General features: G+C 72.1%; 17 protein-coding genes. 5 read left to right on the plus strand and 12 right to left on the minus strand.

Features of this window, described 5'->3' with window-relative positions; translation table 11 throughout:
- Positions 1 to 30: 30 nt before the first annotated feature.
- From IE185_RS21030 to IE185_RS21055, 6 genes are all read right to left on the minus strand, one after another.
- Positions 31 to 1,194, minus strand: coding sequence for an acyl-CoA dehydrogenase family protein (locus IE185_RS21030; RefSeq protein WP_138898931.1), 1,164 nt, complete (start codon positions 1,192 to 1,194; stop codon positions 31 to 33).
- Positions 1,191 to 3,176 (minus strand): acetyl/propionyl/methylcrotonyl-CoA carboxylase subunit alpha, encoded by a 1,986-nt coding sequence (locus IE185_RS21035; protein ID WP_189715727.1) that lies wholly within the window; start codon positions 3,174 to 3,176, stop codon positions 1,191 to 1,193. Before IE185_RS21035 ends, IE185_RS21030 begins: the two co-directional genes overlap by 4 nt.
- A gap of 11 nt (positions 3,177 to 3,187) precedes the next feature.
- Complete coding sequence (locus IE185_RS21040) at positions 3,188 to 4,786, minus strand: acyl-CoA carboxylase subunit beta (protein ID WP_138898583.1); 1,599 nt, start codon at positions 4,784 to 4,786, stop codon at positions 3,188 to 3,190.
- A gap of 34 nt (positions 4,787 to 4,820) precedes the next feature.
- Complete coding sequence (locus IE185_RS21045) at positions 4,821 to 6,557, minus strand: acyclic terpene utilization AtuA family protein (protein WP_268246670.1); 1,737 nt, start codon at positions 6,555 to 6,557, stop codon at positions 4,821 to 4,823.
- A complete protein-coding gene (locus IE185_RS21050; protein ID WP_189715729.1) occupies positions 6,554 to 7,357 on the minus strand; it encodes a TIGR03084 family metal-binding protein in 804 nt (267 codons plus the stop codon). Before IE185_RS21050 ends, IE185_RS21045 begins: the two co-directional genes overlap by 4 nt.
- Positions 7,358 to 7,550: 193 nt before the next feature.
- A complete protein-coding gene (locus IE185_RS21055; RefSeq protein WP_138898421.1) occupies positions 7,551 to 8,501 on the minus strand; it encodes an EamA family transporter in 951 nt (316 codons plus the stop codon).
- 119 nt (positions 8,502 to 8,620) lie between these two features.
- Between IE185_RS21055 and IE185_RS21060 the strand changes: the two genes are divergently transcribed.
- Positions 8,621 to 9,151: a hypothetical protein gene (locus tag IE185_RS21060; protein WP_138898422.1), complete on the plus strand. Its 531-nt coding sequence runs from the start codon at positions 8,621 to 8,623 to the stop codon at positions 9,149 to 9,151.
- Between the two features lie 93 nt (positions 9,152 to 9,244).
- Here IE185_RS21060 and IE185_RS21065 read toward each other — a convergent pair whose 3' ends face one another.
- Positions 9,245 to 12,016, minus strand: coding sequence for an FAD-binding and (Fe-S)-binding domain-containing protein (locus IE185_RS21065; RefSeq protein WP_229843624.1), 2,772 nt, complete (start codon positions 12,014 to 12,016; stop codon positions 9,245 to 9,247).
- A 382-nt stretch (positions 12,017 to 12,398) separates the two neighbouring features.
- On the opposite strand from IE185_RS21065, the gene serC reads away from it, so the two are divergent.
- Both serC and IE185_RS21075 read left to right on the plus strand, forming a co-directional pair.
- Positions 12,399 to 13,517, plus strand: coding sequence for a phosphoserine transaminase (gene serC / locus IE185_RS21070; protein WP_138899579.1), 1,119 nt, complete (start codon positions 12,399 to 12,401; stop codon positions 13,515 to 13,517).
- A 413-nt stretch (positions 13,518 to 13,930) separates the two neighbouring features.
- Positions 13,931 to 14,551: a DUF4360 domain-containing protein gene (locus tag IE185_RS21075; RefSeq protein ID WP_229843621.1), complete on the plus strand. Its 621-nt coding sequence runs from the start codon at positions 13,931 to 13,933 to the stop codon at positions 14,549 to 14,551.
- Positions 14,552 to 14,649: 98 nt separating this feature from the next.
- Here IE185_RS21075 and IE185_RS21080 read toward each other — a convergent pair whose 3' ends face one another.
- Complete coding sequence (locus tag IE185_RS21080; protein WP_229843625.1) at positions 14,650 to 15,417, minus strand: ABC transporter permease; 768 nt, start codon at positions 15,415 to 15,417, stop codon at positions 14,650 to 14,652.
- A 107-nt stretch (positions 15,418 to 15,524) separates the two neighbouring features.
- Positions 15,525 to 16,526 (minus strand): ATP-binding cassette domain-containing protein, encoded by a 1,002-nt coding sequence (locus tag IE185_RS21085; RefSeq protein ID WP_138899023.1) that lies wholly within the window; start codon positions 16,524 to 16,526, stop codon positions 15,525 to 15,527.
- Positions 16,527 to 16,636: 110 nt separating this feature from the next.
- Between IE185_RS21085 and IE185_RS21090 the strand changes: the two genes are divergently transcribed.
- Entirely contained in the window at positions 16,637 to 17,419 is a 783-nt protein-coding gene (locus IE185_RS21090; protein WP_138899024.1) for a TetR/AcrR family transcriptional regulator C-terminal domain-containing protein, read from the plus strand.
- Positions 17,420 to 17,750: 331 nt separating this feature from the next.
- Here IE185_RS21090 and IE185_RS21095 read toward each other — a convergent pair whose 3' ends face one another.
- The 3 genes from IE185_RS21095 to IE185_RS21105 all read right to left on the minus strand — a co-directional run bounded on the left by IE185_RS21095 (position 17,751) and on the right by IE185_RS21105 (position 20,879).
- Positions 17,751 to 19,040 (minus strand): ATP-binding protein, encoded by a 1,290-nt coding sequence (locus IE185_RS21095; protein WP_138899547.1) that lies wholly within the window; start codon positions 19,038 to 19,040, stop codon positions 17,751 to 17,753.
- 531 nt (positions 19,041 to 19,571) lie between these two features.
- A complete protein-coding gene (locus tag IE185_RS21100; protein ID WP_138899180.1) occupies positions 19,572 to 19,763 on the minus strand; it encodes a DUF6381 family protein in 192 nt (63 codons plus the stop codon).
- A gap of 96 nt (positions 19,764 to 19,859) precedes the next feature.
- On the minus strand, positions 19,860 to 20,879 hold the full coding sequence (locus IE185_RS21105) for an esterase-like activity of phytase family protein (RefSeq protein ID WP_138899181.1): 1,020 nt from the start codon (positions 20,877 to 20,879) through the stop codon (positions 19,860 to 19,862).
- Between IE185_RS21105 and IE185_RS21110 the strand changes: the two genes are divergently transcribed.
- Positions 20,878 to 21,714 carry a GDSL-type esterase/lipase family protein gene (locus IE185_RS21110; RefSeq protein WP_229843622.1) on the plus strand — a complete coding sequence of 279 codons (837 nt, stop codon included), beginning with the start codon at positions 20,878 to 20,880 and terminating at the stop codon, positions 21,712 to 21,714. The two genes, IE185_RS21105 and IE185_RS21110, sit on opposite strands and share 2 nt — an antisense overlap.
- Positions 21,715 to 21,736 lie beyond the last annotated feature (22 nt).

The raw sequence follows: 21,736 nt of genomic DNA on the forward strand, positions 1-21,736 counted from the left end.
CGGTATGGGTGGTGGCCAGAATCGCGCCTGCTAGTACGACTTGGGGAGACCCAGGGACTGGTGAGAGACGAAATTCAGGATCATCTCCCTGCTGACAGGAGCGATACGGGCCACCCGTGCGGCCGTGATGAGCGAGGCGAGGCCGTACTCGCGGGTGAGCCCGTTGCCGCCCAGGGTGTGGACGGCCTGGTCGACCGCCTTCACGCACGCTTCGGCGGCGGCGTACTTCGCCATGTTGGCGGCCTCGCCCGCGCCGAGGTCGTCACCCTCGTCGTAGAGGCGGGCCGCCTTCTGCATCATCAGGCGGGCCAGTTCGAGTTCGATGTGGGCCTGCGCGAGGGGGTGGGCGACGGCCTGGTGGGCGCCGACGGGCGTCTTCCAGACGGTGCGTTCCTTGGCGTACTCCACGGCCCTGTTCACGGCGTAACGCCCCATGCCGACGGCGAAGGCGGCGGTCATGACGCGCTCGGGGTTGAGGCCGGCGAAGAGCTGGAGGAGGCCCGCGTCCTCGTCTCCGACGAGGGCTTCGGAGGGCAGGCGCACGTCGTCGAGGACCAGCTCGAACTGCTTCTCCGGCGCCTGGAGTTCCATGTCGATCTGTGAGCGCTGGAAGCCCGGGGCGTCGCGGGGGACGATGAACAGACACGGCTTGAGGCGGCCCGTCCTCGCGTCCTCGGTGCGGCCGACGACGAGGGTGGCGTCCGCGATGTCGACGCCGGAGATGAAGACCTTGCGGCCGGTGAGCAGCCAGTCGTCGCCGTCGCGGCGGGCGGTGGTGGTGATGCGGTGGGAGTTCGACCCGGCGTCGGGTTCGGTGATGCCGAACGCCATGGTGAGGCTTCCGTCGGCGAGGCCCGGCAGCCAGGCTGCCTTCTGCGCGTCCGTTCCGAAGCGGGCGATGACGGTGCCGCAGATGGCGGGCGAGACGACCATCATGAGGAGCGGGCACCCGGCCGCGCCCAGCTCTTCCAGGACGATGGACAGCTCCGCTATGCCGCCGCCTCCTCCGCCGTACTCCTCGGGAAGGTTCACACCGAGGTAACCGAGCTTGGCGGCCTCGGCCCAGAGCGTGTCGGGGTGCCGTCCTTCGCGTACGACGGTGGTCATGTAGTCGCGTCCGTAGCGCTTCCCGAGAGCGGCGACGGCCGAGCGCAGCGCGGTGTGTTCTTCGGTCTCTACGACGGCGGTGCTCATGACGGCTGTTCCTCCTGGGACTCTTCGCCAGACCCTTCGGCCTGTACGACGGCGAGCAGGGCGCCGACCTCGACCTGGCGGCCGGGAACGGCGTGGAGCGCGGTGAGCGTGCCGGAGGCGGGAGCGCTGACGCGGTGCTCCATCTTCATGGCCTCCAGCCAGAGCAAAGGCTGCCCGGCGGTGACGTGCGCGCCTTCGCGGAGCCCTTCGGCGACGCGGACTACGGTGCCGGGCATGGGCGCGAGCAGGGAGCCGGGCTCGGCGCGGACCGTGGGGTCGGGGAAGCGGGGCAGGGCGGTGAGGGTGTGCGAACCGCCGGTGGAGACGTCGACGTACACCCGCCCTCCCGGGTACGCGCGCACCTGGAAGTGCTGGAGCACGCCGTCCGTTTCGAGCGTCACTCGATCGCGCCGTACGCCGTGCACGCGAACGCCCGAAAAGCCTTCCGCGGTGCGGCCGTCACGGGTGGTCCGGTAGCGGATCTCGTGTTCGGTGCCGTCGGGCTCGGTGCGGTAGCGCTTCACCTGCGCCTGGGACGGTACGTTCCGCCAGCCGCCGAGCCGGGCGCCGGGCGTTCCGGCCGTGCCCCGTGCGGCGGCGTCGGCCAGGGCGGCGGCGAGCGCGGCGAGCGCGCCCTGCGGAGCGTGCGCGGACGGCTCGGTGAGCGCGTCCAGGTTCCGGTCGTAGAAGCCGGTGTCGAGCCGCCCCGCGGTGAAGTCGGGGTGCCGCAGGGAGCGTACGAGCAGGTCCCTGTTGGTCACCGGGCCGTGGACGCGGGACCGCTCCAGAGCGCGGGCCAGTTTGCGTACGGCCTCGGCGCGGGTCGGGGCGTGGGCGATCACCTTGGCCAGCATCGGGTCGTAGTGCACCCCGACGAGGTCCCCGCCCTCGTACCCGCTGTCGAGCCGCAGGCCGGGCGCCTCGGGTACGCGCAGGGCGTGCAGGGGGCCCGTCTGGGGCTGCCAGGCGCGGGAGGGGTCCTCCGCGTAGAGGCGGGCCTCCACGGCGTGGCCCGAGGGGACGGGCGGTTCGGCGGGAAGGGCCTCGCCCTCGGCGACGCGTACCTGGAGAGCCACCAGGTCGACGCCGAACACCGCCTCCGTCACCGGATGCTCGACCTGGAGGCGCGTGTTCATCTCCAGGAAGTACGGGCGGCCCTCGGCGGAGAGCAGGAACTCGACCGTTCCCGCGCCCCGGTAGTCCACCGCCCTCGCCGCCGCCACGGCGGCGTCGTGCAGCGTGGTGCGCAGGGCGTCGTCCAGGCCGGGGGCGGGGGCCTCTTCGACGACTTTCTGGTGCCGGCGCTGGAGCGAGCAGTCGCGGGTGCCGAGCGCCCACACCGTGCCGTGCGCGTCGGCCATCACCTGGACCTCGACGTGGCGGCCGCGTTCGACGTACGGCTCGGCGAAGACCTCGCCGTCGCCGAACGCCGAGCGCGCTTCCGCGGTGGCCGCCGTGAGCTCTCCCGGGAGCGCCGCCAGGTCCCGTACGACACGCATGCCCCTGCCGCCGCCGCCCGCCGCGGCCTTGAGGAGGAGCGGCAGGTCCTCGTCGGTGGCCTTGTCAGGGGCCACGGGGACCAGGAGGGGCACTCCGGAGGCCGCCATGAGTTCCTTGGCGCGGGTCTTGGAGGCCATGGCGTCGATCGCGCCGGGCGGTGGACCGATCCACACCAGACCGGCGTCCAGGACGGCGCGGGCGAACCCGGCGTTCTCGGAGAGGAAGCCGTACCCGGGATGCACCGCGTCCGCTCCGGCCGCCAGGGCGGCCTTCACGACGAGATCGCCGCGCAGGTACGTGTCGGCCGGGGACGTTCCCGGGAGGCGTACGGCAGCGTCCGCGGAACGCACGTGGAGCGCTCCGGCGTCCGCGTCGGAGTACACGGCGACCGTGGTGATGCCCAGGTCCGCGCACGTACGGAAGATCCGGCACGCGATCTCGCCCCGGTTCGCCACCAGGACGGAGGAAATCGTCGAACTCATCGCAAGGCCCTTCACATCCGGAAGACGCCGAAGCCGCCGCGCGCGCCCTCGACCGGTGCCGTGTGGATCGCGGACAGACACAGCCCCAGCACGGTCCTGGTGTCGCGCGGGTCGATGACCCCGTCGTCGTACAGCCGCCCCGAAAGGAACATCGGCAGGGACTCCGACTCGATCTGCTGCTCCACCATGGCGCGCAGACCCGCGTCGGCCTCGTCGTCGTACGGTCGGCCCTTCGCGGCGGCCGACGCCCTTGCGACGATCGACAGAACGCCGGCGAGCTGCTGCGGTCCCATGACCGCGGACTTGGAGCTCGGCCAGGCGAAGAGGAAGCGGGGGTCGTAGGCGCGCCCGCACATGCCGTAGTGACCGGCTCCGTACGACGCGCCCATGAGGACGGACAGGTGCGGGACCTTGGAGTTCGACACCGCGTTGATCATCATCGCCCCGTGCTTGATGATGCCGCCCTGCTCGTACTCCTTGCCGACCATGTAACCGGTGGTGTTGTGGAGGAAGACGAGGGGCGTGTCGCGCTGGTTGGCCAACTGGATGAACTGGGCGGCCTTCTGGGACTCTGCGCTGAACAGGACGCCCTGCGCGTTGGCGAGGATGCCCACGGGACGGCCGTGCAGGCGCGCCCAGCCGGTGACGAGGCTGGGCCCGTACAGCGGCTTGAACTCGTCGAAGTCCGAGGCGTCGACGACACGGGCGATCACCTCGCGCGGGTCGAAGGGGACCTTGAGGTCGCCCGGGACGATGCCGGCGAGTTCCTCTTCGTCGTACTTCGGCGGCTCGGCCGGGGGCGGGTCGGCGTGTGCCTTGCGCCAGTTGAGACGGGCGACGATCCGCCGGGCCTGGCGCAGGGCGTCGTACTCGTCCACGGCGAAGTGGTCGGCGAGGCCGGAGGTACGGGCGTGCATCTCGGCGCCGCCGAGGGACTCGTCGTCCGACTCCTCGCCGGTGGCCATCTTGACCAGGGGCGGGCCGCCGAGGAAGACCTTCGAACGGTCCTTGATCATGACGGTGTGGTCGGACATCCCGGGGATGTACGCCCCGCCGGCCGTGGAGTTGCCGAAGACGACCGCGATGGTGGGGATCCCGGCGGCGGACAGGCGGGTGATGTCGCGGAAGAGCGCACCGCCCGGGATGAAGATCTCCTTCTGGGACGGGAGATCCGCGCCGCCGGACTCGACGAGGCTGATGCAGGGGAGGCGGTTCGCGTACGCGATCTCGTTGGCCCGCAGCGCCTTCTTCAGGGTCCAGGGGTTGGACGCGCCGCCGCGCACGGTGGGGTCGGTGGCGGTGATCAGGCATTCGACGCCCTCGACGACGCCGATGCCGGTGACCATCGACGCGCCCACGGCGTAGTCGCTGCCCCAGGCGGCGAGGGGGGACAGTTCGAGGAACGGGGTGTCCGGGTCGAGCAGCAGCTCGACGCGTTCGCGGGCGAGCAGTTTGCCGCGTCCGCGGTGGCGGGCGACGTACTTCTCGCCGCCGCCCCCGAGTGCCTTGGCGTGCTCGGCGTCGAGATCGGCGAGTTTGGCGAGCATGGCGGCTCGGTTGGCGGCGTACTCGGGGCTGCGCGGGTCGAGGGCGGTGGGGAGGACGGTCATGGGTTCACCGCCGGGGTGAGAGGGGCTGCGCGGGTCACAGGAGTACCTCCGGTATGTCGATGTGGCGGGAGCGCAGCCATTCGCCCAGCGCTTTCGCCTGGGGGTCGAAGCGGGCCTGGGAGGCGACTCCCTCACCGAGCAGCCCTTCGATCACGAAGTTCACCGCCCGCAGGTTCGGCAGGACGTGCCGCGTCACGGGAAGGGCGGCCGTCTCGGGGAGCAGTTCCCGCAGGCGCTCCACGGTCAGTGTGTGCGCCAGCCACCGCCACGCCTCGTCGGAACGCACCCATACGCCGACGTTCGCGTCCCCGCCTTTGTCCCCACTGCGTGCTCCCGCGACCGTGCCGAGCGGGGCCCTGCGCGTCGGGCCGTCCGGTGCGGGTGGCGGGACGGCAACCTCACGGACCGGCTCCAGGGGGCGCGTCACGGCGGGATGCGGCACCCGTACGCGCTCGCCGTCGGGAAGCACCGCCACGTGCTCGACCTCCGACGCGTTCACGTACACCGCCTCGAAGACCCCGTACGGCGCCCCCTTTCCCGGCGGAGCCGTCACGTGGAAGCCCGGAATGCTGCCGAGCGCCCCCTCGATCGCCGCTCCGCTGACGACGCGGCCGACGTTCGCCGGGTCCGGGTCCCGTACGACCAGCCGCAGCAGTGCGCTCGCGCGTTCCTGTGTGTCGGCGTCCGGGCGGTCGGTGCGCACCAGTTCCCAGCGGACCTCGGCGGGACGACTCCTGGCGGCCGACAGCGCGTCCTCCAGCTGTTCCCGTACGAGCGCGGCCTTCGCTTCGACGTCCAGGCCCGTCAGGACGAACACGACCTCGTTGCGCCACCCGCCGACCCGTGTCACTCCGGCCTTGAGGGTGGGCGGCGGGGCTTCTCCGCGTACGCCCGATATCCGCACCCTGTCGGGGCCTTCCCCGGTCAGCCGTACGGTGTCGAGCCGCGCGGTGACGTCGGGGCCGGCGTACCGGGGCGGGCCCGTTTCGTACAGCAGTTGCGCGGTGACCGTTCCCGTGTCGACGCGGCCGGCCGTTCCCGGGTGCTTCGTGATGACCGCCGTCCCGTCGGCGTGCAGCTCCGCGAGCGGGAAACCGAGGCGCGTTTTCGGCCGTTCCCGGGAACGGCCGAAAACATCGGCGAAGAACGCGTAGTTGCCGCCCGTCGCCTGCGTCCCGCATTCCAGCACATGCCCGGCGACCACCGCCCCCGCGAGCCGGTCGTACTCCTGCGGGCCCCACCCGAACCACCACGCGGCCGGTCCCGTGACCAGAGCCGCGTCCGTGACGCGCCCGGTCACCACCACGTCCGCGTCCGCGCCCAGGCACCGCGCGATGCCGCCGCCGCCCAGGTAGGCGTTGGCGGTCAGCGCCCGCTCGGGCAGCGGCAGGCTGTCGCCCTCCACGTGAGCGACGCGCACGGGAACGCCGACCCGCTCGGCGAGTTCCCGTACGGCGTCGGCGAGCGCTCCCGGGTTCAGTCCGCCGGCGTTCGCCACGATCCGTACCCCGCGCTCGTGCGCCAGGGCGAGGTTCTCCTCCAGCTGCCGCAGGAAGGTCTTTGCGTATCCGAGGCGGGCGTCCTTGAGCCGGTCGCGCCCGAGGATGAGCAAAGTGAGCTCGGCGAGGTAGTCCCCGGTGAGCACGTCGAGTTCGCCGCCGGTGAGCATCTCCCTCATGGCGTCGAAACGGTCGCCGTAGAAGCCCGAGGCGTTGCCGATCCGCAGGGGTCGCCGGCCGCGTTCCCCGCCCCGTTCGCCCCCGGCGCTCACGCGCCTCCCCCGTCCCGCTTCGGCTCCCGTCCCGCGCCCGCCGGCCCGGCGAACGCCTGGGCGATGTCCAGCCACCGGTCGGCGTCGGCGCCCTCGGCCCGTACCGCCACGTCGTCGCGGTGGGCCCGCTGGGTCACCAGGAGGCAGAAGTCGAGCGCCGGCCCGGTCACCCGCTGCCGGGCGTCCTCGGGACCGTACGTCCACAGCCCGGACCCGTCCGGCGCGGTCAGCTCGACCCGGAACTCCTCGCCGGGCGGCGTGAGTCCCCGCACCGCGAAGGCGTACCCGCGCGCCCGCACACCGATCCGGGCCACATGCCGCAGCCGTGCCGTCGGCTCCCTGCGTACGCCCACCGCGTCCGCGACGTCCTGGCCGTGGGCCCAGGTCTCCATGAGCCGCCCGGTCGCCATCGAAGCGGCGCTCATCGGCGGCCCGTACCAGGGGAACCTCACCCCGTCCGGCGCCGCACGCAGTGCCCGCTGGAGCTGCTCGCGCCCGTCCCTCCACCACGCCAGCAGTTCGCCGACCGGCAGTTCGGCTCCCGCCTCGGCGCCGTCGTCGACGAACCGCTCGGGCGCGGCCAGTGCCTCCCGCGCCTCCGCCGCGAAGCCCTCGGGGTCGGTGACGGACAGCAGCGCCGCCGTGTCCGTCCAGGCGAGATGCGCGATCTGGTGGGCGACGGTCCAGCGCGGCGCGGGCGTGGCGAGCGACCACTGCTTCTCACTCAGGCCTCCGACCAGCTGGTCGAGTTCGTCCCCTTCGGCACGGAGATCGTCGAGCACGGCTGCCGGATCGGACACGGTGCGCTCCCCTCGGGGTAGGGCGGTGTGTCCGGAGCATGGCAGCCCGCCAGGAAACAAGCAAGCGTGCTTGCATTATTTTCTCGCCGTACCCCTCGCCGCCCGATACGACCGCCGCCCCTGACCCACCCCGGCCGGACCGCCCTCGCCCCGCCAGGACCGCCCTCGCCCCGCCAGGACCGCCCTCAGCGCGCTAGGACCGCGCTCGGCGCCGCCGGCGCGCCTGGCTTCGTACCGCTCCCATGCTCGCGCCGATGACCAGCGCGATCGCCAGGGCGTCGGTCGTCGACAGCGCCTGGTGCAGCACCAGGAAACCGGCGACCGCCGCGATGGCCGGCTCCAGGCTCATCAGCACGGCGAAGGTCGCGGCCGGCAGCCGGCGCAGCGCCAACAGCTCCAGCGTGTACGGCAGCACGGACGACATCAGGGCGACCGCCACGCCCAGCGCCAGCGTGCGCGGCTCCAGCAGAGCGCCACCCGCTCCCACGGCCCCGAACGGCAGGCTGAGCAGTGCGGCGACCGCCATCGCGAGCGCCAGCCCGTCCGCCTGCGGGAACCTGCGCCCCGTCCGGGCGCTGAAGAGGATGTACGCCGCCCAGCAGCCGCCCGCGGCGAGCGCGTACGCCGCGCCGACCGGATCCAGCCGGTCGAAGCCGCCGCCACTGAGCAGCGCGACGCCGCCGAGCGCGAGCGCGGCCCATACGAGGCTCATGGCGCGGCGGGAGGCGATCACGGAGAGCGCGAGCGGGCCGAGTACCTCGAGAGTCACCGCGACGCCCAGCGGGATGCGGTCCAGCGACTGGTAGAAGAGACCATTCATGCCGGCCATGGCGAGCCCGAAGGCGACGACGGTCCACCAGTCGGCGCGCGTGTACCCGCGCACCCGCGGGCGGCACACGGCGAGCAGGATCACGGCTGCGGCGGCGAGCCGCAGGGCCACCACACCGGCCGCTCCCGCGCTCGGCATGATCGTCACTGCCACGGCGGACCCGAACTGCACCGACAGCCCGCCGGCCACCACCATCGCCACGGGCCCGAGCCGCGCTCCGAGCCGCCCGCCGTCGGGCACTGCGCCGCCCCCGGCGGATCCGGCGTCGGATGTCGCGGGGGCGGTGGCGGGCGCTGCGGAGGTGGGCTGATCCATACGTTCCACGGTAAGCGGAACAGCATCGTCCACCGTTCACAGCCCTGTACGACCGTCGTACTACATAATCTTGCGATCAACGCAAAGCCCGGCCGACCACCCCGAAGAAGGCACGCTCGATGAGCTCCGCGCACCATGTCACCGAGGAAGGCCGTTCGGGCCCCGTGAGCGTCACGCTCGACGCCGGGCGGGGGAGGGTGGAGGTCTCCGGACCCGGCGTCCCGGACGCGGTCCTCCTGCGGAACGACGACGGCGTCCCGGAAGACCGCCGGACGGACGAGGTGACGCCCGTGGGCACCCGCTCCGCGAGCCGCCTGTCCCTGACGGTCGGCGGGACCGCCGCCGTGCTCGCGCCGGCGCCGGGCCGCCTCAGCCGACGGTCCTACCGCGTCGACGCCACGGTCGGCGGCGTCACCTACCGGCTCGTGCCGCACACCCTCGCCGAGAGCCGGCTCCTGCGCGACGGCACGCGGCTCGCCGTCTTCCAGGCGGACGGTGACGCCCAGGTGCTCGCGGAGTGGTCCGAGGGCGTCGAGCCCGGGCCCGTCGACATCAGCGTCGGGTACGCCCTGGCCGCGGCCTTCGGCACCGGCGCGCAGCACTTCCTGGCGGCCGTGGTCGAGGTGGGAGCCGAAGCTCTGCCGTGGTGACCCTGGCCCCCAGGGCCGGGGCGGGGCCACCCCTCCCCGGCCCTGCGGGGGTCGCCCTGCCCGGGACGCCGCGGCGGACGCTCCCCCCTCGGATCAGCGGCGGCGGTCCCGTAGGTCCGGCAAACCGTCTGCCAGCACCTGCGCCAGGTGCCGCGCCCTGCGCCCCGCCAGGTGGTCCAGTTGCGTACGGCAGGAGAAGCCGTCGGCCAGGAGTTGTGCCCCCTCGGGGGCCTCGCGCACCGACGGGAGCAGTTGTTCCTCGGCGCAGGCGACCGACACGTCGTAGTGCCCGCGCTCGAAGCCGAAGTTCCCCGCCAGGCCGCAGCAGCCGCCGCTCAGGGCGCCGGTGAGGCCCGCGCGCTCGCGCAGCCGCCGCTCCGCCGCGTCGCCCAGTACGGCGTGCTGGTGGCAGTGCGTCTGGCCGGCCACGGGGCGGTCGATCCGGGGAGGCCGCCAGTGCGGGGCGTACTCCTCCAGCACCTGCGCGAACGTGCGTACCGAGGAAGCGAGGGCGGCCGCTCTCGGGTCGTCCGGCAGCAGTTCGGGGAGGTCCGCCTTGAGGGCGGCCGCGCAGCTCGGTTCCAGGACGACGACGGGCAGCCCGGCGCCTGCCGTGCCGTCCAGGGTGCGGCGCATGACCGCGCGGGCCCGGTCGAGCTGGCCGGTCGACACATACGTCAGGCCGCAGCACAGCTGCCGCGGCGGCATCGCGACCCGCAGACCGGCCGCTTCCAGCACGCGTGCGGCGGCCCGGCCGACGTCCGGGGACAGGTGGTTGGTGAACGTGTCGGGCCACAGCACGACCGTGACGGCCCCGGGCTTCGCCGCGCCCCCGGCCGCCGGGCTGTTCCGCCGCCACCAGCTCCTGAACGTGCGCACCGCCGGAACGGGCAGGTCGCGTTCCGGGGCGATGCCTCCCAGCCGCTTCACGAGAGCGGTCAACGGGCGTACCCGGGAAGCGGCCCGCAGCGCACCCGCGAACGGAGCCGCCGCACGCAGCCACACGGGAAGCCACCCCATCGCGTAGTGCGCCGCGGGGCGCGGCCGGCCCTTGTAGTGGTGGTGCAGGAACTCCGCCTTGTACGTCGCCATGTCGACGCCCACCGGACAGTCGCTCCTGCACCCCTTGCACGACAGGCACAGGTCGAGCGCGTCCCGTACTTCCTCCGACCGCCAGCCGTCCGTGACGACCTCCCCCGCGAGCATTTCGTGCAGCAGACGCGCGCGCCCGCGCGTGGAGTGCTGTTCCTCGCCGGTGGCCCGGAAGGAGGGGCACATGACGCCCGCCCCCGCCGCCGACTCGGTACGGCACTTCGCGACGCCCACACAGCGCCGTACGGCGGCCGAGAAGTCCCCGTCGTCGTGCGGGTACGCGAAGGCGACGTCGACGCGCTCCCGGGGAAGCACAGCGAAGCGCAGGTTCTCGTCCAGCCGGGCGGGGCGTGCGAGCATGCCCGGGTTCATTCCGCCGGCCGGGTCCCACACGTCCTTGAAGCGGCCGAAGAGGGCGACGAGTTCGTTCCCGTACATCCTCGGAAGCAGTTCCGCGCGTGCCTGTCCGTCGCCGTGTTCGCCGGAGAGGGAGCCGCCGTGCGCGACGACGAGTTCCGCCTGTTCCTCGGAGAAGGCGCGAAAGCGCCGCACCCCGGTTTCGCTGAGCAGGTCGAAGTCGATGCGGACGTGGATGCAGCCGTCGCCGAAGTGGCCGTACGGCGTGCCGCGCAGGCCGTGCCCGGCGAGCAGCGACCTGAAGTCCCGCAGGTACGCGCCGAGTCGTGCGGGCGGTACGGCGCAGTCCTCCCAGCCGGGCCACGCCTCGCTGCCGTCGGGCATCCGTGTCGCCGTGCCGCTGGCGTCCTCCCGGACGCGCCACAGGGCGCGCTGTGCGGCCGCGTCCGTGACGACCGTTCCGTCAAGCGCCTCGGCGGCCTTCACCAGCCGCTCGGCGCGCGAGAGCGCTTCGGCGGGCGTGTCCCCGCCCATCTCCACGAAGAGCCACGCGGAGCCGCGCGGGAGCAGCGTCCGCTCGTTCTCGGGAACGAGGTCTTCGGCCATCCCTTCCACGGTGAGCGGGCCGTACGGAAGGAGCGCGGGCGCGGCCTCGGCGGCGGCGCTCTCACCGACGTACCCGAGAACGGCGAGTACGCGCGCACGGGGTGCTTCCACCAGGCGAACGGTCGCCTCGCTCACCACCCCGAGCGTTCCCTCGCTTCCGCAGAACGCTCGCGCGAGGTTCACGCCGTTCTCGGGAAGCAGCGCGTCCAGCGCGTAGCCGGAGATACGGCGCGGCAGTGCCGGGAAGCCGGTGCGCAGGAGCGTCAAGTTGTCGTTCACGAGAACGCTCAGTCCTTCAGGTGCTCCCGCCCAGCCCCGCTCCAGGCGCAGCACGTCGCCGCCGTAACCGACGACCGTCAGGCGAGCGATGTTGTCGGCCGTCGTTCCCCACGCCACCGAGTGCGAGCCGCAGGAGTTGTTGCCGATCATGCCGCCGAGCGTGCAGCGGCTGTGCGTGGACGGGTCGGGTCCGAAGGTCAGTCCGTACACGCCGGCGGCGACGCGCAGGTCGTCGAGCACGACACCGGGCTGCACCACGGCGGTACGGGCCTCGGGGTCCAGGTCCGTGATGGCGCGCATGTGGCGGGTGAGGTCGAGGACGACGCCCGTGCCGGTCGCCTGGCCGGCGATCGACGTGCCGCCGCCGCGCGGCACGACGGGCACGCCGTGCGCCCGGCAGACGGCGAGCGCGGCGGCCACGTCGGCGGCGTCGTACGGGGCGACGACACCGAGCGGCACGCGCCGGTAGTTGGAGGCGTCCATCGTCATCAGGGCGCGCGCCGCGGCGTCGAAGGCGACCTCCCCGCGCATGGCACCGCGCAACTCGCGCGCCAGCGCCGCCGTGTCGTTCCTGGGCCGCGTTTTGCCTTGCCTGTCCCGCCCGTTCCGCTGCTCAGCCATGCGCTCAAGGATGCCGATGACTCACTACTCCCCGCGAGACCGCAGACGCGCGCTCGGGCTCGGTACGCCGAAGGGGTGAAGCTCGGCGCAGGAGCAACGGGGCCCGGGGTGCCTGCGGCGCATTTTCCCTCCCCGCCCCTTCCCGAACTGGGGCTCCGCCCCAGACCCCGCTCCTCAAACGCCGGAGGGGCTGAAAAGCAGGGGAGGTCTTGCATCTCACGGGCCGGAGCCCGCGTCTCACTCGCCGGACGTCCGTCTCCGGCACCTCCCGCGACCGGCTACGCTCCGGCTCGTGGCTGAGATCCAGATTCCCGCTGACATGAAGCCCGCCGACGGCCGTTTCGGCGCGGGCCCCTCCAAGGTGCGTACGGAGGCGCTGGACGCCCTGGCCGCCACCGGCACCTCCCTCCTCGGTACGTCCCACCGCCAGGCCCCGGTCAAGAACCTGGTCGGCTCGGTGCGTGACGGCGTACGCGACCTCTTCCAGCTCCCCGAGGGTTACGAGGTGATCCTGGGCAACGGCGGTTCCACCGCCTTCTGGGACATCGCGACCCACGGCCTGATCGAGCGCAAGTCCCAGCACCTGAACTTCGGCGAGTTCTCGTCGAAGTTCGCGAAGGCCGCCAAGCTGGCGCCCTGGCTGGACGACCCGACCGTGATCGCCTCCGACCCCGGCACGCACCCGGACCCGCGGGCCGAGGCGGGTGTCGACGTCTACGCCTTCACCCACAACGAGACCTCGACCGGCGTCGCGGCCCCGATCAAGCGCGTCGAGGGCGCCGACGCCGGCTCCCTCGTCCTGGTCGACGCCACCTCCGGCGCGGGCGGCCTGCCGGTCGACATCGCCGAGACCGACGTCTACTACTTCGCCCCGCAGAAGTCCTTCGCCTCAGACGGCGGCCTGTGGATCGCGGTCTTCTCCCCCGCCGCCCTGGAGCGCGCCGCGCGCGTCCACGCGTCCGGCCGCCACGTCCCGGAGTTCTTCAGCCTCCCCACGGCGATCGACAACTCCCTCAAGAACCAGACGTACAACACCCCCGCGCTCGCGACCCTCTTCCTGCTGGACGACCAGCTGAAGTGGATCAACACGCAGGGCGGTCTCGACTGGTCGACCCGCCGCACCGCGACCTCCGCGGCCAACCTGTACGGCTGGGCCGACGAGTCGAAGTACGCGACGCCGTTCGTCACCGACCCGGCGAAGCGTTCGCAGGTCATCGGCACGATCGACTTCTCCGACGAGATCGACGCCACGGCGGTCGCCAAGGCGCTGCGCGCCAACGGCATCGTCGACACCGAGCCGTACCGCAAGCTGGGCCGCAACCAGCTGCGTGTGGCGATGTTCCCGGCGATCGACCCGGCCGACGTCCAGGCGCTGACCGCCTGCGTCGACTACGTGATCGAGAAGCTGTAGCGGTACGCCGACGAGCAGTCGGCGAGGGGCCCGGACGACACTGTCGCCGGGCCTCTCGCCGTACCGCCCCCCGCCCGTACGCCCCACCGCGCCGCGCGCACCGGCCCGGACGCCCCACACCGGCCGAACCCCGGGTATCGGACACCCCGTTCCGTTCGCGGCCGATATCCGCTCTACCCAGGCCGGGCCCCGCTGCCTACAGTCCCAAGGGTTCCGGCGCCTCGGCCAACGGCCGGACGAACCGCTTGAATGTTTGACATGCACACGCCAGTAGTGCCGGCGATCAAGGACACGCGCCACGTCACAGTTCCTTCGGTTGGACCCCCCAAGTTCGCCCGACGACCGATCGGAGCACCATGCCCAGACGCACAAGACGGCAGCGAGCGTTACTCGTCGGCGGTGCGGCCGCCGCGATGCTCGCTTCCACCCTGACCGCACAGAGCGCCTCGGCGACGACGGAGCAAGGGATCGTCGCGCCGCCCGACAAGATCGTCATCGAGATAGCGACCGTCAACGGTTCGGGCTGTCGCCAGGGAACGGCCGCCATCGCGGTCTCCCCGGACAACACGGCCTTCACCGTCACGTACAGCGACTACCTCGCCCAAGTGGGTCTCGGCGCGAAGCCGACCGACTTCCGCAAGAACTGCCAGCTCAACCTGATCGTGCACGTCCCGCACGGCTTCACGTACGCCGTCGCCAGCGCCGACTACCGCGGCTACGCCCGCCTCCAGCCGGGCGCCACCGCCGTACAGAAGGCGTCGTACTACTTCCAGGGCTCGCCCGACACCGCGTCGAGGAGCCACCCGTACGCCGGGCCGTACGACAACAACTGGCAGGCCACCGACGAGACCGACTGGGGACAGCTGGTCTGGGCACCCTGCGGGGTGAAGCGGAACTTCAACATCAACACCGAGCTGCGGGTCAACGCCGGCACGTCCGACCCGACCCGCACGAACAGCTTCATCGCCATGGACTCGACGGACGGCGACATCAAGACCATCTACCGGCTGGCCTGGAAGGAGTGCCCGGCCTAGTCGCGACCGGGGTGGGTCCGCCCCCCTCCCGGGCCCACCCCTCCGGTTCCGCGTCAGCGGCTCTGCGACTCAACCGGAGACCGCTCAGCCACCGCGATTCAGCGACTCAGTGCCTGGAACCGGCGTACCGCCAGCGGCAGGAACACCGCTGTGATCACCAGCGGCCAGACCACCGCCATCAGCACCGCGTTCTCCTCGATCCACGAGCCGCCGCTCACCGGCTGCCCGAACAGCTCACGGGTCGCGGTGACCGTCGACGACACGGGGTTCCAGGCCGCGACCGGCCCCAGCCAGCTCGGCATCAGGGACGGCGCCACGAAGATGCTGGAGATCATCGTCAGCGGGAAGGCCACCGCGTAGAGCCCGCCGGCCGCCTCCGCGTTGGGGACGAGCAGCCCCAGCCAGACGCCCACCCAGATCAGGCTGAAGCGCAGCAGCAGAAGCAGCCCGAAGGCCCCCACGGCGGCGGGCGCTCCTCCCTCGGCCTCCCAGCCGATGAGCAGGGCCGTCGCCCCCAGGATCGTCAACTCGGCGCAGGCCACCAGCAGATCGGACACACCGCGCCCGGCCGCCACCGCCGACGGCGCCATGGGCATCGAGCGGAAGCGGTCGATGACGCCCTTCGTGGAGTCGGTGACCACGGCCATCGTCGTGCCCATGAACCCGAAGGCCATGGTCGAGGCGAACATCCCGGGCATCAGGAACTCCCGGTAGTCCCCGTCGCCGGGCACCGCCATCGCCTCGCCGAAGACGAATCCGTACAGCAGCACGGAGACGATCGGGAAGCCGAGCTGCCAGACGATGGTGACGGGCTGGCGCTGATAGTGGGTGAGGGTGCGCCGGGTGACGTTCCAGCAGTCCGCCAGGGCCCAGTAGAGCCGCCGTTCGGGCCCGGAGGGGTTCCCATCCTCCGCGTACGCGTCGGCGGCGTTCGGCTCCGCGGCGCCCGGGTGGTTCTCGGTCTTCACGGTGCTCACGCCGCTGCCTCCAGTTCCGCACGGTGTCCGGTCAGGCGCAGGAACACGTCGTCGAGGCTCGGCCTGCGCAGCCCGATGTCCTCCACCGCGATCCCCTCGTCCTGGAGGGTCCGCGCCACCTCCGTCAGCGCCGCCACCCGGTCGTCGACCTGCGCGTGCGCCCGCAGTGTCACCTCGTCCGTCTCCGGTTCGGTGACCGAGACGCGAGCGATCACCTTGGCGGCCGCGGCCAGGTCCGCCGCCCGGGCGACGACGACTTCGACGCGGTCGCCGCCGACCCGGTTCTTCAGGCCGTCCGGGGTGTCGTCTGCGATGGCCCGCCCCCGGTCGATGACGGTGATGCGCGAGGCCAGCTTGTCGGCCTCCTCCAGGTACTGGGTCGTCAGCAGTACGGTCGTCCCGCCCGCCACCAGAGCCCGTACCGCGTCCCACACTTCGCCCCGACCGCGCGGATCGAGCCCGGTGGTCGGCTCGTCGAGGAAGAGCACGCGCGGGGCGAGGATCATCGACGCGGCGAGGTCCAGGCGGCGCCGCATCCCGCCGCTGTACGCGCCCACGCTCTTGTCGGCCGCGTCCACCAGGTCGAACCGCTCCAGGAGTTCGCCCGCCCGCACCTTCGCGCGCTTCCCGCCCAGGTGGAAGAGGCGGCCGAACATCTCGAGGTTCTGCCGCCCGGTCATGACCTCGTCGACCGCCGCGTACTGGCCGGTGAGGCCGATCCGGCGGCGTACGAGCCGGGGATCGCGGGCCACGTCCACGCCCGCGACCTCCGCCCGGCCGCCGTCGAACCTCAGGAGCGTGGCCAGGGCGCGTACGGCGGTCGTCTTGCCGGCGCCGTTGGGGCCGAGCAGGCCGTGGACGGTACCGGCGCGGACGGCGAGGTCGAAGCCGTCGAGGGCGAGCTTGTACGCACCGCCCCTGCCACCCCCGGCCGTCTTCTTCTCGGCGTACCGCTTCCGCAGGCCTTCCGCCCGCACGGCGTAATCGGTGGCACTCACCCAGGGATCCCTTCGCTCACGGCACACTGACGATCGAGTAACTGAGTACGGCGTACCCGATTGAGAGTACACCGTACTCAGTTCGCGCGGAACGGATTTAGAGTGAGCCCATGAAGAAGACGACCGGGCCGGGCGACACCAGCACCACCAGTGGCAGCGGCGACATCGGCCGCAGCCTGGAACTGCTCTGGGGTACGGGCGAACGCCCCAGCCGTGGCCCCAAGCCCGGCCTCACGCTCGACCGCATCGTCGCCGCCGCGATCGCGATCGCGGACGCCGAGGGCATCGACGCGGTGTCGATGCGCCGCCTGTCGACCGACCTCGGCACGGGCACCATGTCGCTGTACCGCTACGTACCGGGCAAGGCCGAACTGCTCGACCTCATGCTCGACCGCGTACAGGGCGAGCCGCTCGACGCCGTCGACGCCCGGGAGCCGGTGGACTGGCGGACGGCCATGGAGTCCATGGCCCGTACGCATCTCGCTCTGCTGCGGCACCATCCCTGGCTGCTGAAGATCAACCAGGCGCGCACGGTCCTCGGGCCGAGCGCGGTGCGCAGCCTCGAAGTGTCAGTGGCCGGGCTCCGGGGCATGGGGCTCCGCGACCAGGAGTTGATCTCCTCGATCATCGCGGTCCAGAGCTTCGTCGTCGGCATCGCCCGGATGGAGGCCGAGGCCGACGAGGCGGCCAAGGAGACGGGGCTGAGCCACGAGGAGTTCTGGGGGAACCAGATGCCGTACCTGGAGCGGGCCATGGCCAGTGGGGAGTTCCCACTGGTCGCGGGGCTGGACGAGGACGCGTTCGACACCGGCTTCGACCACTTCGCGTTCGGGCTCCGCCGGTTGATCGCGGGGTTCGAGGTCCTGGTCGCGGAGCGCGCGGGGAGGCAGTGACCGGGCGGCACGGCCTCAGGGCGTGCCGGCCGCCACGGCCGGCTCCGGCCCCTCGTCCCGCCGCGCCACCCGTGCGTTCAGGATGAACACCACGCTCGCCGCCATGACCCCCGTGCTCGCCGCATGATCCCCGCGCCCGGCATTACCGGCGCGGCCCAGGCGCTGAACGGCGCGCCGAGGGGGCGGGGGGCGCCGACGGTGTACCACCCGGGGTCCGCTGCGGCTGTGCCACCGGGGGCCGCTGCCGTTGCGCCACCCGGGGGGCCGCTGCCGCTGTGCCCCCGGAGGGTCGCTGCCGCGTTGTTGCCGGCGGGGGCTGCCGCGCGCCGTCTCAGAAGCGGGCGTGCGCCGTGATGTCGGCGTCGAACTGGTCGATCATCGCGGGCGTCACCGTCGGCCGGCACTGCCCGATGGCCGCCAGGTAGTCCTCCGTGCTCGCGCCGAGCGCGCGCGGATCGCCCGTACCGGCTCCGATCTCCTCCAGGTCCCGCTCGAACGCGGCCTGGGCCGCGATACGGGCCGCGTGCTCGATGTCGGCCGGCGTGAACAGCTCGCTCGCCTCCACCAGCCGCGCCACGTCCACGTCCGCCCTGCCGTCCGTGTAGCGGGCCCAGATCGCTGCCCGGGCCGCCGTGTCCGGCGTACCGATCGGGATCAGGTAGTCGAACCTGCCGGGCCGCAGGAACGCCGGGTCGAGCGACCGGATCGAGTTGGTCGCGCACACCAGCAGACGCTCGTCACCCTCCCGGAAGCCCGGTATGAGCTTGAGCAGCTCATTGGTCACTCCGTGCATGCCGCCGGGCTGCGCGGGCTCGGTCCGTACGGGAGCGATCTCCTCGACCTCGTCGATGAAGACCAGCACCCGCTCCAGTTCCGCGATACGGGCGAACGCGTCCCGCAGCGCTGCCGCGAGGTTGCCCTCGTCGGCCAGCCGCGACGGCAGCAGCTCGACGAACGGCCAGCCGAGCTTCGACGCGATGCCTCTCGCGAACGTCGTCTTGCCGGTCCCGGGAGGCCCGAAGAGCGCGACAGCGCGCGGCGGACGCACACCGTGCCGGGCGGCCCGTTCCGGCTGCGCGAGCGGCAGTACGACGCGCCGCTCGATCAGATCCTTCTCCGCCTCCATGCCGGCCACCTTCGCCCAGAGGTCGCTGGGCAGGAAGCGGCCGCCGAGGTCCTCCAGGAGGTTGGCGGACGGGCCGTGGAGCGGCTCCACCTTCTCGAAGTACGCCACGGCGGGCTGGCGCGTGTACCCCGCGTTGAGCAGGCCCTCGCCGAGCAGGTCCTCCTCGGGCAGCACGTACGCGATACGCCCCACGCGGGCGGCGACGAGCCGCCGCTCCAGCTCCACGAGCAGCGCACTGGCCAGGCCGCGTCCGCGCCACGCCGAGGAGATCGCGATGCGCATCACCCAGGCGCGCTCCCCGGCGACGCAGGCGAGCGCCGCGCCGATGGGGACGCCCTGGTGCACGGCCACGACGGCGGGCTGCCGCGACGTGAGCGCACCGATGCACTCGGCGAGCGAGAACACCGACTCCTGCCCGAGCTCGGCCGTGGTGTCGATCAGGTGGACCACTGCCGCGAGATCGCTCTCGCGGTAGTCGTGGATGAGCCAGTTCACCGATACCGCCCCTCGTAGGTGCTGGTGCTGTTCCGGTGAGGCTAGGGGCGCCGGTGCGACGGGTCCTGCGCCACGGTGCACAAAGCGCGAGGCGAAGTCGGCCGATCCGTCGGTTGCGGGGGTGCGGGGTGGGTGGGGGTGCGGGGTGCTCTGGGGAAGTGCGGGGGTGCGTTCTCGGGAACAGCCGAAGCGCGTACCCGAGAAGATCGGCGGTCGGTTCCGGGAAACGGCCGACGGGCGTTCCCCGGTGACGTTGGGGCACGTTCCCGCGAACAGCCGACCAGCGTTCCCGAGAGCCGTCAGCACGCGCTCCAGGGAACGGTTGGGAGCCCTCCTGAGAACAGCCGACGGGCGTTCCAGGGACCAGCAAGTGAGCCTTCCCGGGAACGGCCGACGAGCGTTCCCCGGAACGGCCGATAGGCGCTCCCCGGAACGGAACGGGCCGATGGCCCTCCGTTCGCTCACGCGGTACGGAGGGCCATCGGCTCGTGATGGTGCCGAGGTCGTGCCGAGGTCGGACGGTCGGTCCGACTACTCGGGCAGGAACCCCTGCTGGTTACCCATCGAGCCTTCCTGCCGGCTCTGCTCCTGCAGCCGCTGTGCCTTCTCCTGCAGCTTCTGACGCTCCTGCGGATCGGTCGCACGTTCCGCCGCCTGCTTCAGCTGCTCGGCCTTCTCGCGCATCTGCTGCACACGGCCACTGGATTCGCCTGCAACGCTCATCGTCACTCCTTGACGCTAGGGAGAGCGGTCCCCTTCAGCGAACCAGGGCTTCGTCACCCTCGCACGCCGAACGATCACTCTCCGTAACGCACACGCCTATGACCGCCGCATCAGCCGCTTCAGCCCCAGGTACGCGGCGAGGACGCCTCCGATCACCACGAGCCCGAGGGTGACCTTCCCGTCACCACCCCCGGCGCCGTCACCGTCGCCACCGCTTCCGTCGCTCCCCTTGCCGCCCTCTCCCGAACCGCCACCGGAAGACGGCGACTTGCCGGAGCCCCCTGCGTCACCACGCCGCCCCTCCACAGCAACCCGCTGGACGTCGCTGCCGACGCCCTCCGAGCCGAACAGCATGGCCGTGCCGTCAGCCGTGAACGTAACGGACTCGGCCTGCCCCTGGAACGGCGCGCTCACCGCTCGGTCGGCACCCAGCCGCCCGTTGTCCTTCCACTCGTACGCGCGGGCGCTGAAGTAGGAGCGCAGTACGAGTTCCTTCCCGTCGGGCGAGAACGCCCCGTCCGTCACCCACGGCACCTCGCCCACCCGCCGGAAGACGTTCGTACCGCCGGCCGACAGCCGGGCCGGCCCTTCGTAGAGGCCGCCGCCGTCCTCGTTCTTGCTGGCGATGTAGACGCGGCCGGTCTTCGGATGCACCATTAGCGCCTCGGCGTTGCGGGGGCCGTCGGCGTACTTCACGGTGAACTGGGCGGCGTCGACCGTGGTGTTCCCGAGCTGCTTGGGCTCGGGGAAGCGGTAGATCCACACATGGCTCCAACTGCCGTCGAGGTTGTCGCCGATGTCGCCGACGTACACGTTCCCGTCCGGCCCGACGGAGATGCCTTCGACGTCGCGGGGGGAGCCGATCCCGCGCAGAGTGAGGGTCGCGACGGTCTCGCCGCTTCTGGAGTCGACGGCGTAGACGAACGCCCCGTCGTCACTGTCGTTGTGCGTCCAGTAGATGCCGGGGTGAAGGCGACTGGCGGCCAGGCCGCTGGACTCGGTGATCCGCGGGTCCTTGATGGTGAAGCCGTCGTCGGCGACGGCGGTGCCACCGGACGCGAGCAGGAGCAGGACGGCTGCGGCACTGGGGGCGACGACGTATGAGAGCGGGCGCATGGCCCAAGTGTTCATCATCACGTCGCAGGCCACGGCAGTGATCCGGGATGATGACGCCATGCGCTTCCTGTTCGTCGGCGACTCCATGACCATCGGGCGCGCCGGCGACTTCACGTGGCGTTATCGCATGTGGCAGCACCTTGTGGCGTCGTACGGCGAACCGTTCCGGATCGTCGGCCCCCGCACCGAGCTGTACGACACCGGCGCCAACGCCCCGCTGTCGTACCAGTACGCCGACCCGGCCTTCCCGGAACACGCCCGACGCCACCTGTCGGGGTGGGGCGAGGGGTGGCTGCACATGGCGCCTGTGATCGGGGAGACGGTCGCGTCGACGAAGGCGGACGTGCTGCTGATTTCGCTGGGCCTGATCGACCTCGGCTTCTACACGGACGCCGGCCAGACCGCCGAGAACGCGGAACGCTTCATCGCGGAGGCCCGCGCGGCGAATCCACGCGTACGCATGGTGATCCATCCGGTCATCCCGAACGTGCGGGCGGAGTCGGACGCGCCCTTCGCCGCCGAGTGCGACCGCTTCAACGAGCTGCTGGCGAAGGCGGTGGCGAACCTCGACGCTCCCGGCGCGTCCCCGCTGGTGCTGGCAGCGCGCCATGCGACGTACGACATCCACGAGGACACGTACGACGGCACGCACCCGGGCCCGACGGGCGAACACAAACTGGCGGCGGCATTCGCGGACGCGATGCACGCGAGCTGGGGTTTGGGCGCACCGTACGCCTCGGCGGACGGTGAGGATGCCGCACCTTCCGCACCGGTGACGGCGGGAGTGGGAGCGGGCCCGGGAGCGGAAGTGGCTGCTCTGGGTAGCCGGGGGTAGGGCACGCACCGACTGTGCGCGG

The sequence above is a fragment of the Streptomyces chryseus genome (assembly GCF_014650755.1).
Taxonomy (GTDB): Bacteria; Actinomycetota; Actinomycetes; order Streptomycetales; family Streptomycetaceae; genus Streptomyces; species Streptomyces chryseus.

Coding starts and splice junctions, on each gene's coding strand:
- IE185_RS21030 (WP_138898931.1), bottom strand. CDS start 1,194: ATGAGCACCGCCGTCGTAGAGACCGAAGAACACACCGCGCTGCGCTCG.
- IE185_RS21035 (WP_189715727.1), bottom strand. CDS start 3,176: ATGAGTTCGACGATTTCCTCCGTCCTGGTGGCGAACCGGGGCGAGATC.
- IE185_RS21040 (WP_138898583.1), bottom strand. CDS start 4,786: ATGACCGTCCTCCCCACCGCCCTCGACCCGCGCAGCCCCGAGTACGCC.
- IE185_RS21055 (WP_138898421.1), bottom strand. CDS start 8,501: ATGGATCAGCCCACCTCCGCAGCGCCCGCCACCGCCCCCGCGACATCC.
- IE185_RS21060 (WP_138898422.1), top strand. CDS start 8,621: ATGAGCTCCGCGCACCATGTCACCGAGGAAGGCCGTTCGGGCCCCGTG.
- IE185_RS21065 (WP_229843624.1), bottom strand. CDS start 12,016: ATGCGCGGGGAGGTCGCCTTCGACGCCGCGGCGCGCGCCCTGATGACG.
- IE185_RS21075 (WP_229843621.1), top strand. CDS start 13,931: ATGCTCGCTTCCACCCTGACCGCACAGAGCGCCTCGGCGACGACGGAG.
- IE185_RS21090 (WP_138899024.1), top strand. CDS start 16,637: ATGAAGAAGACGACCGGGCCGGGCGACACCAGCACCACCAGTGGCAGC.
- IE185_RS21100 (WP_138899180.1), bottom strand. CDS start 19,763: ATGAGCGTTGCAGGCGAATCCAGTGGCCGTGTGCAGCAGATGCGCGAG.
- IE185_RS21110 (WP_229843622.1), top strand. CDS start 20,878: ATGGCCCAAGTGTTCATCATCACGTCGCAGGCCACGGCAGTGATCCGG.
- IE185_RS21105 (WP_138899181.1), bottom strand. CDS start 20,879: ATGCGCCCGCTCTCATACGTCGTCGCCCCCAGTGCCGCAGCCGTCCTG.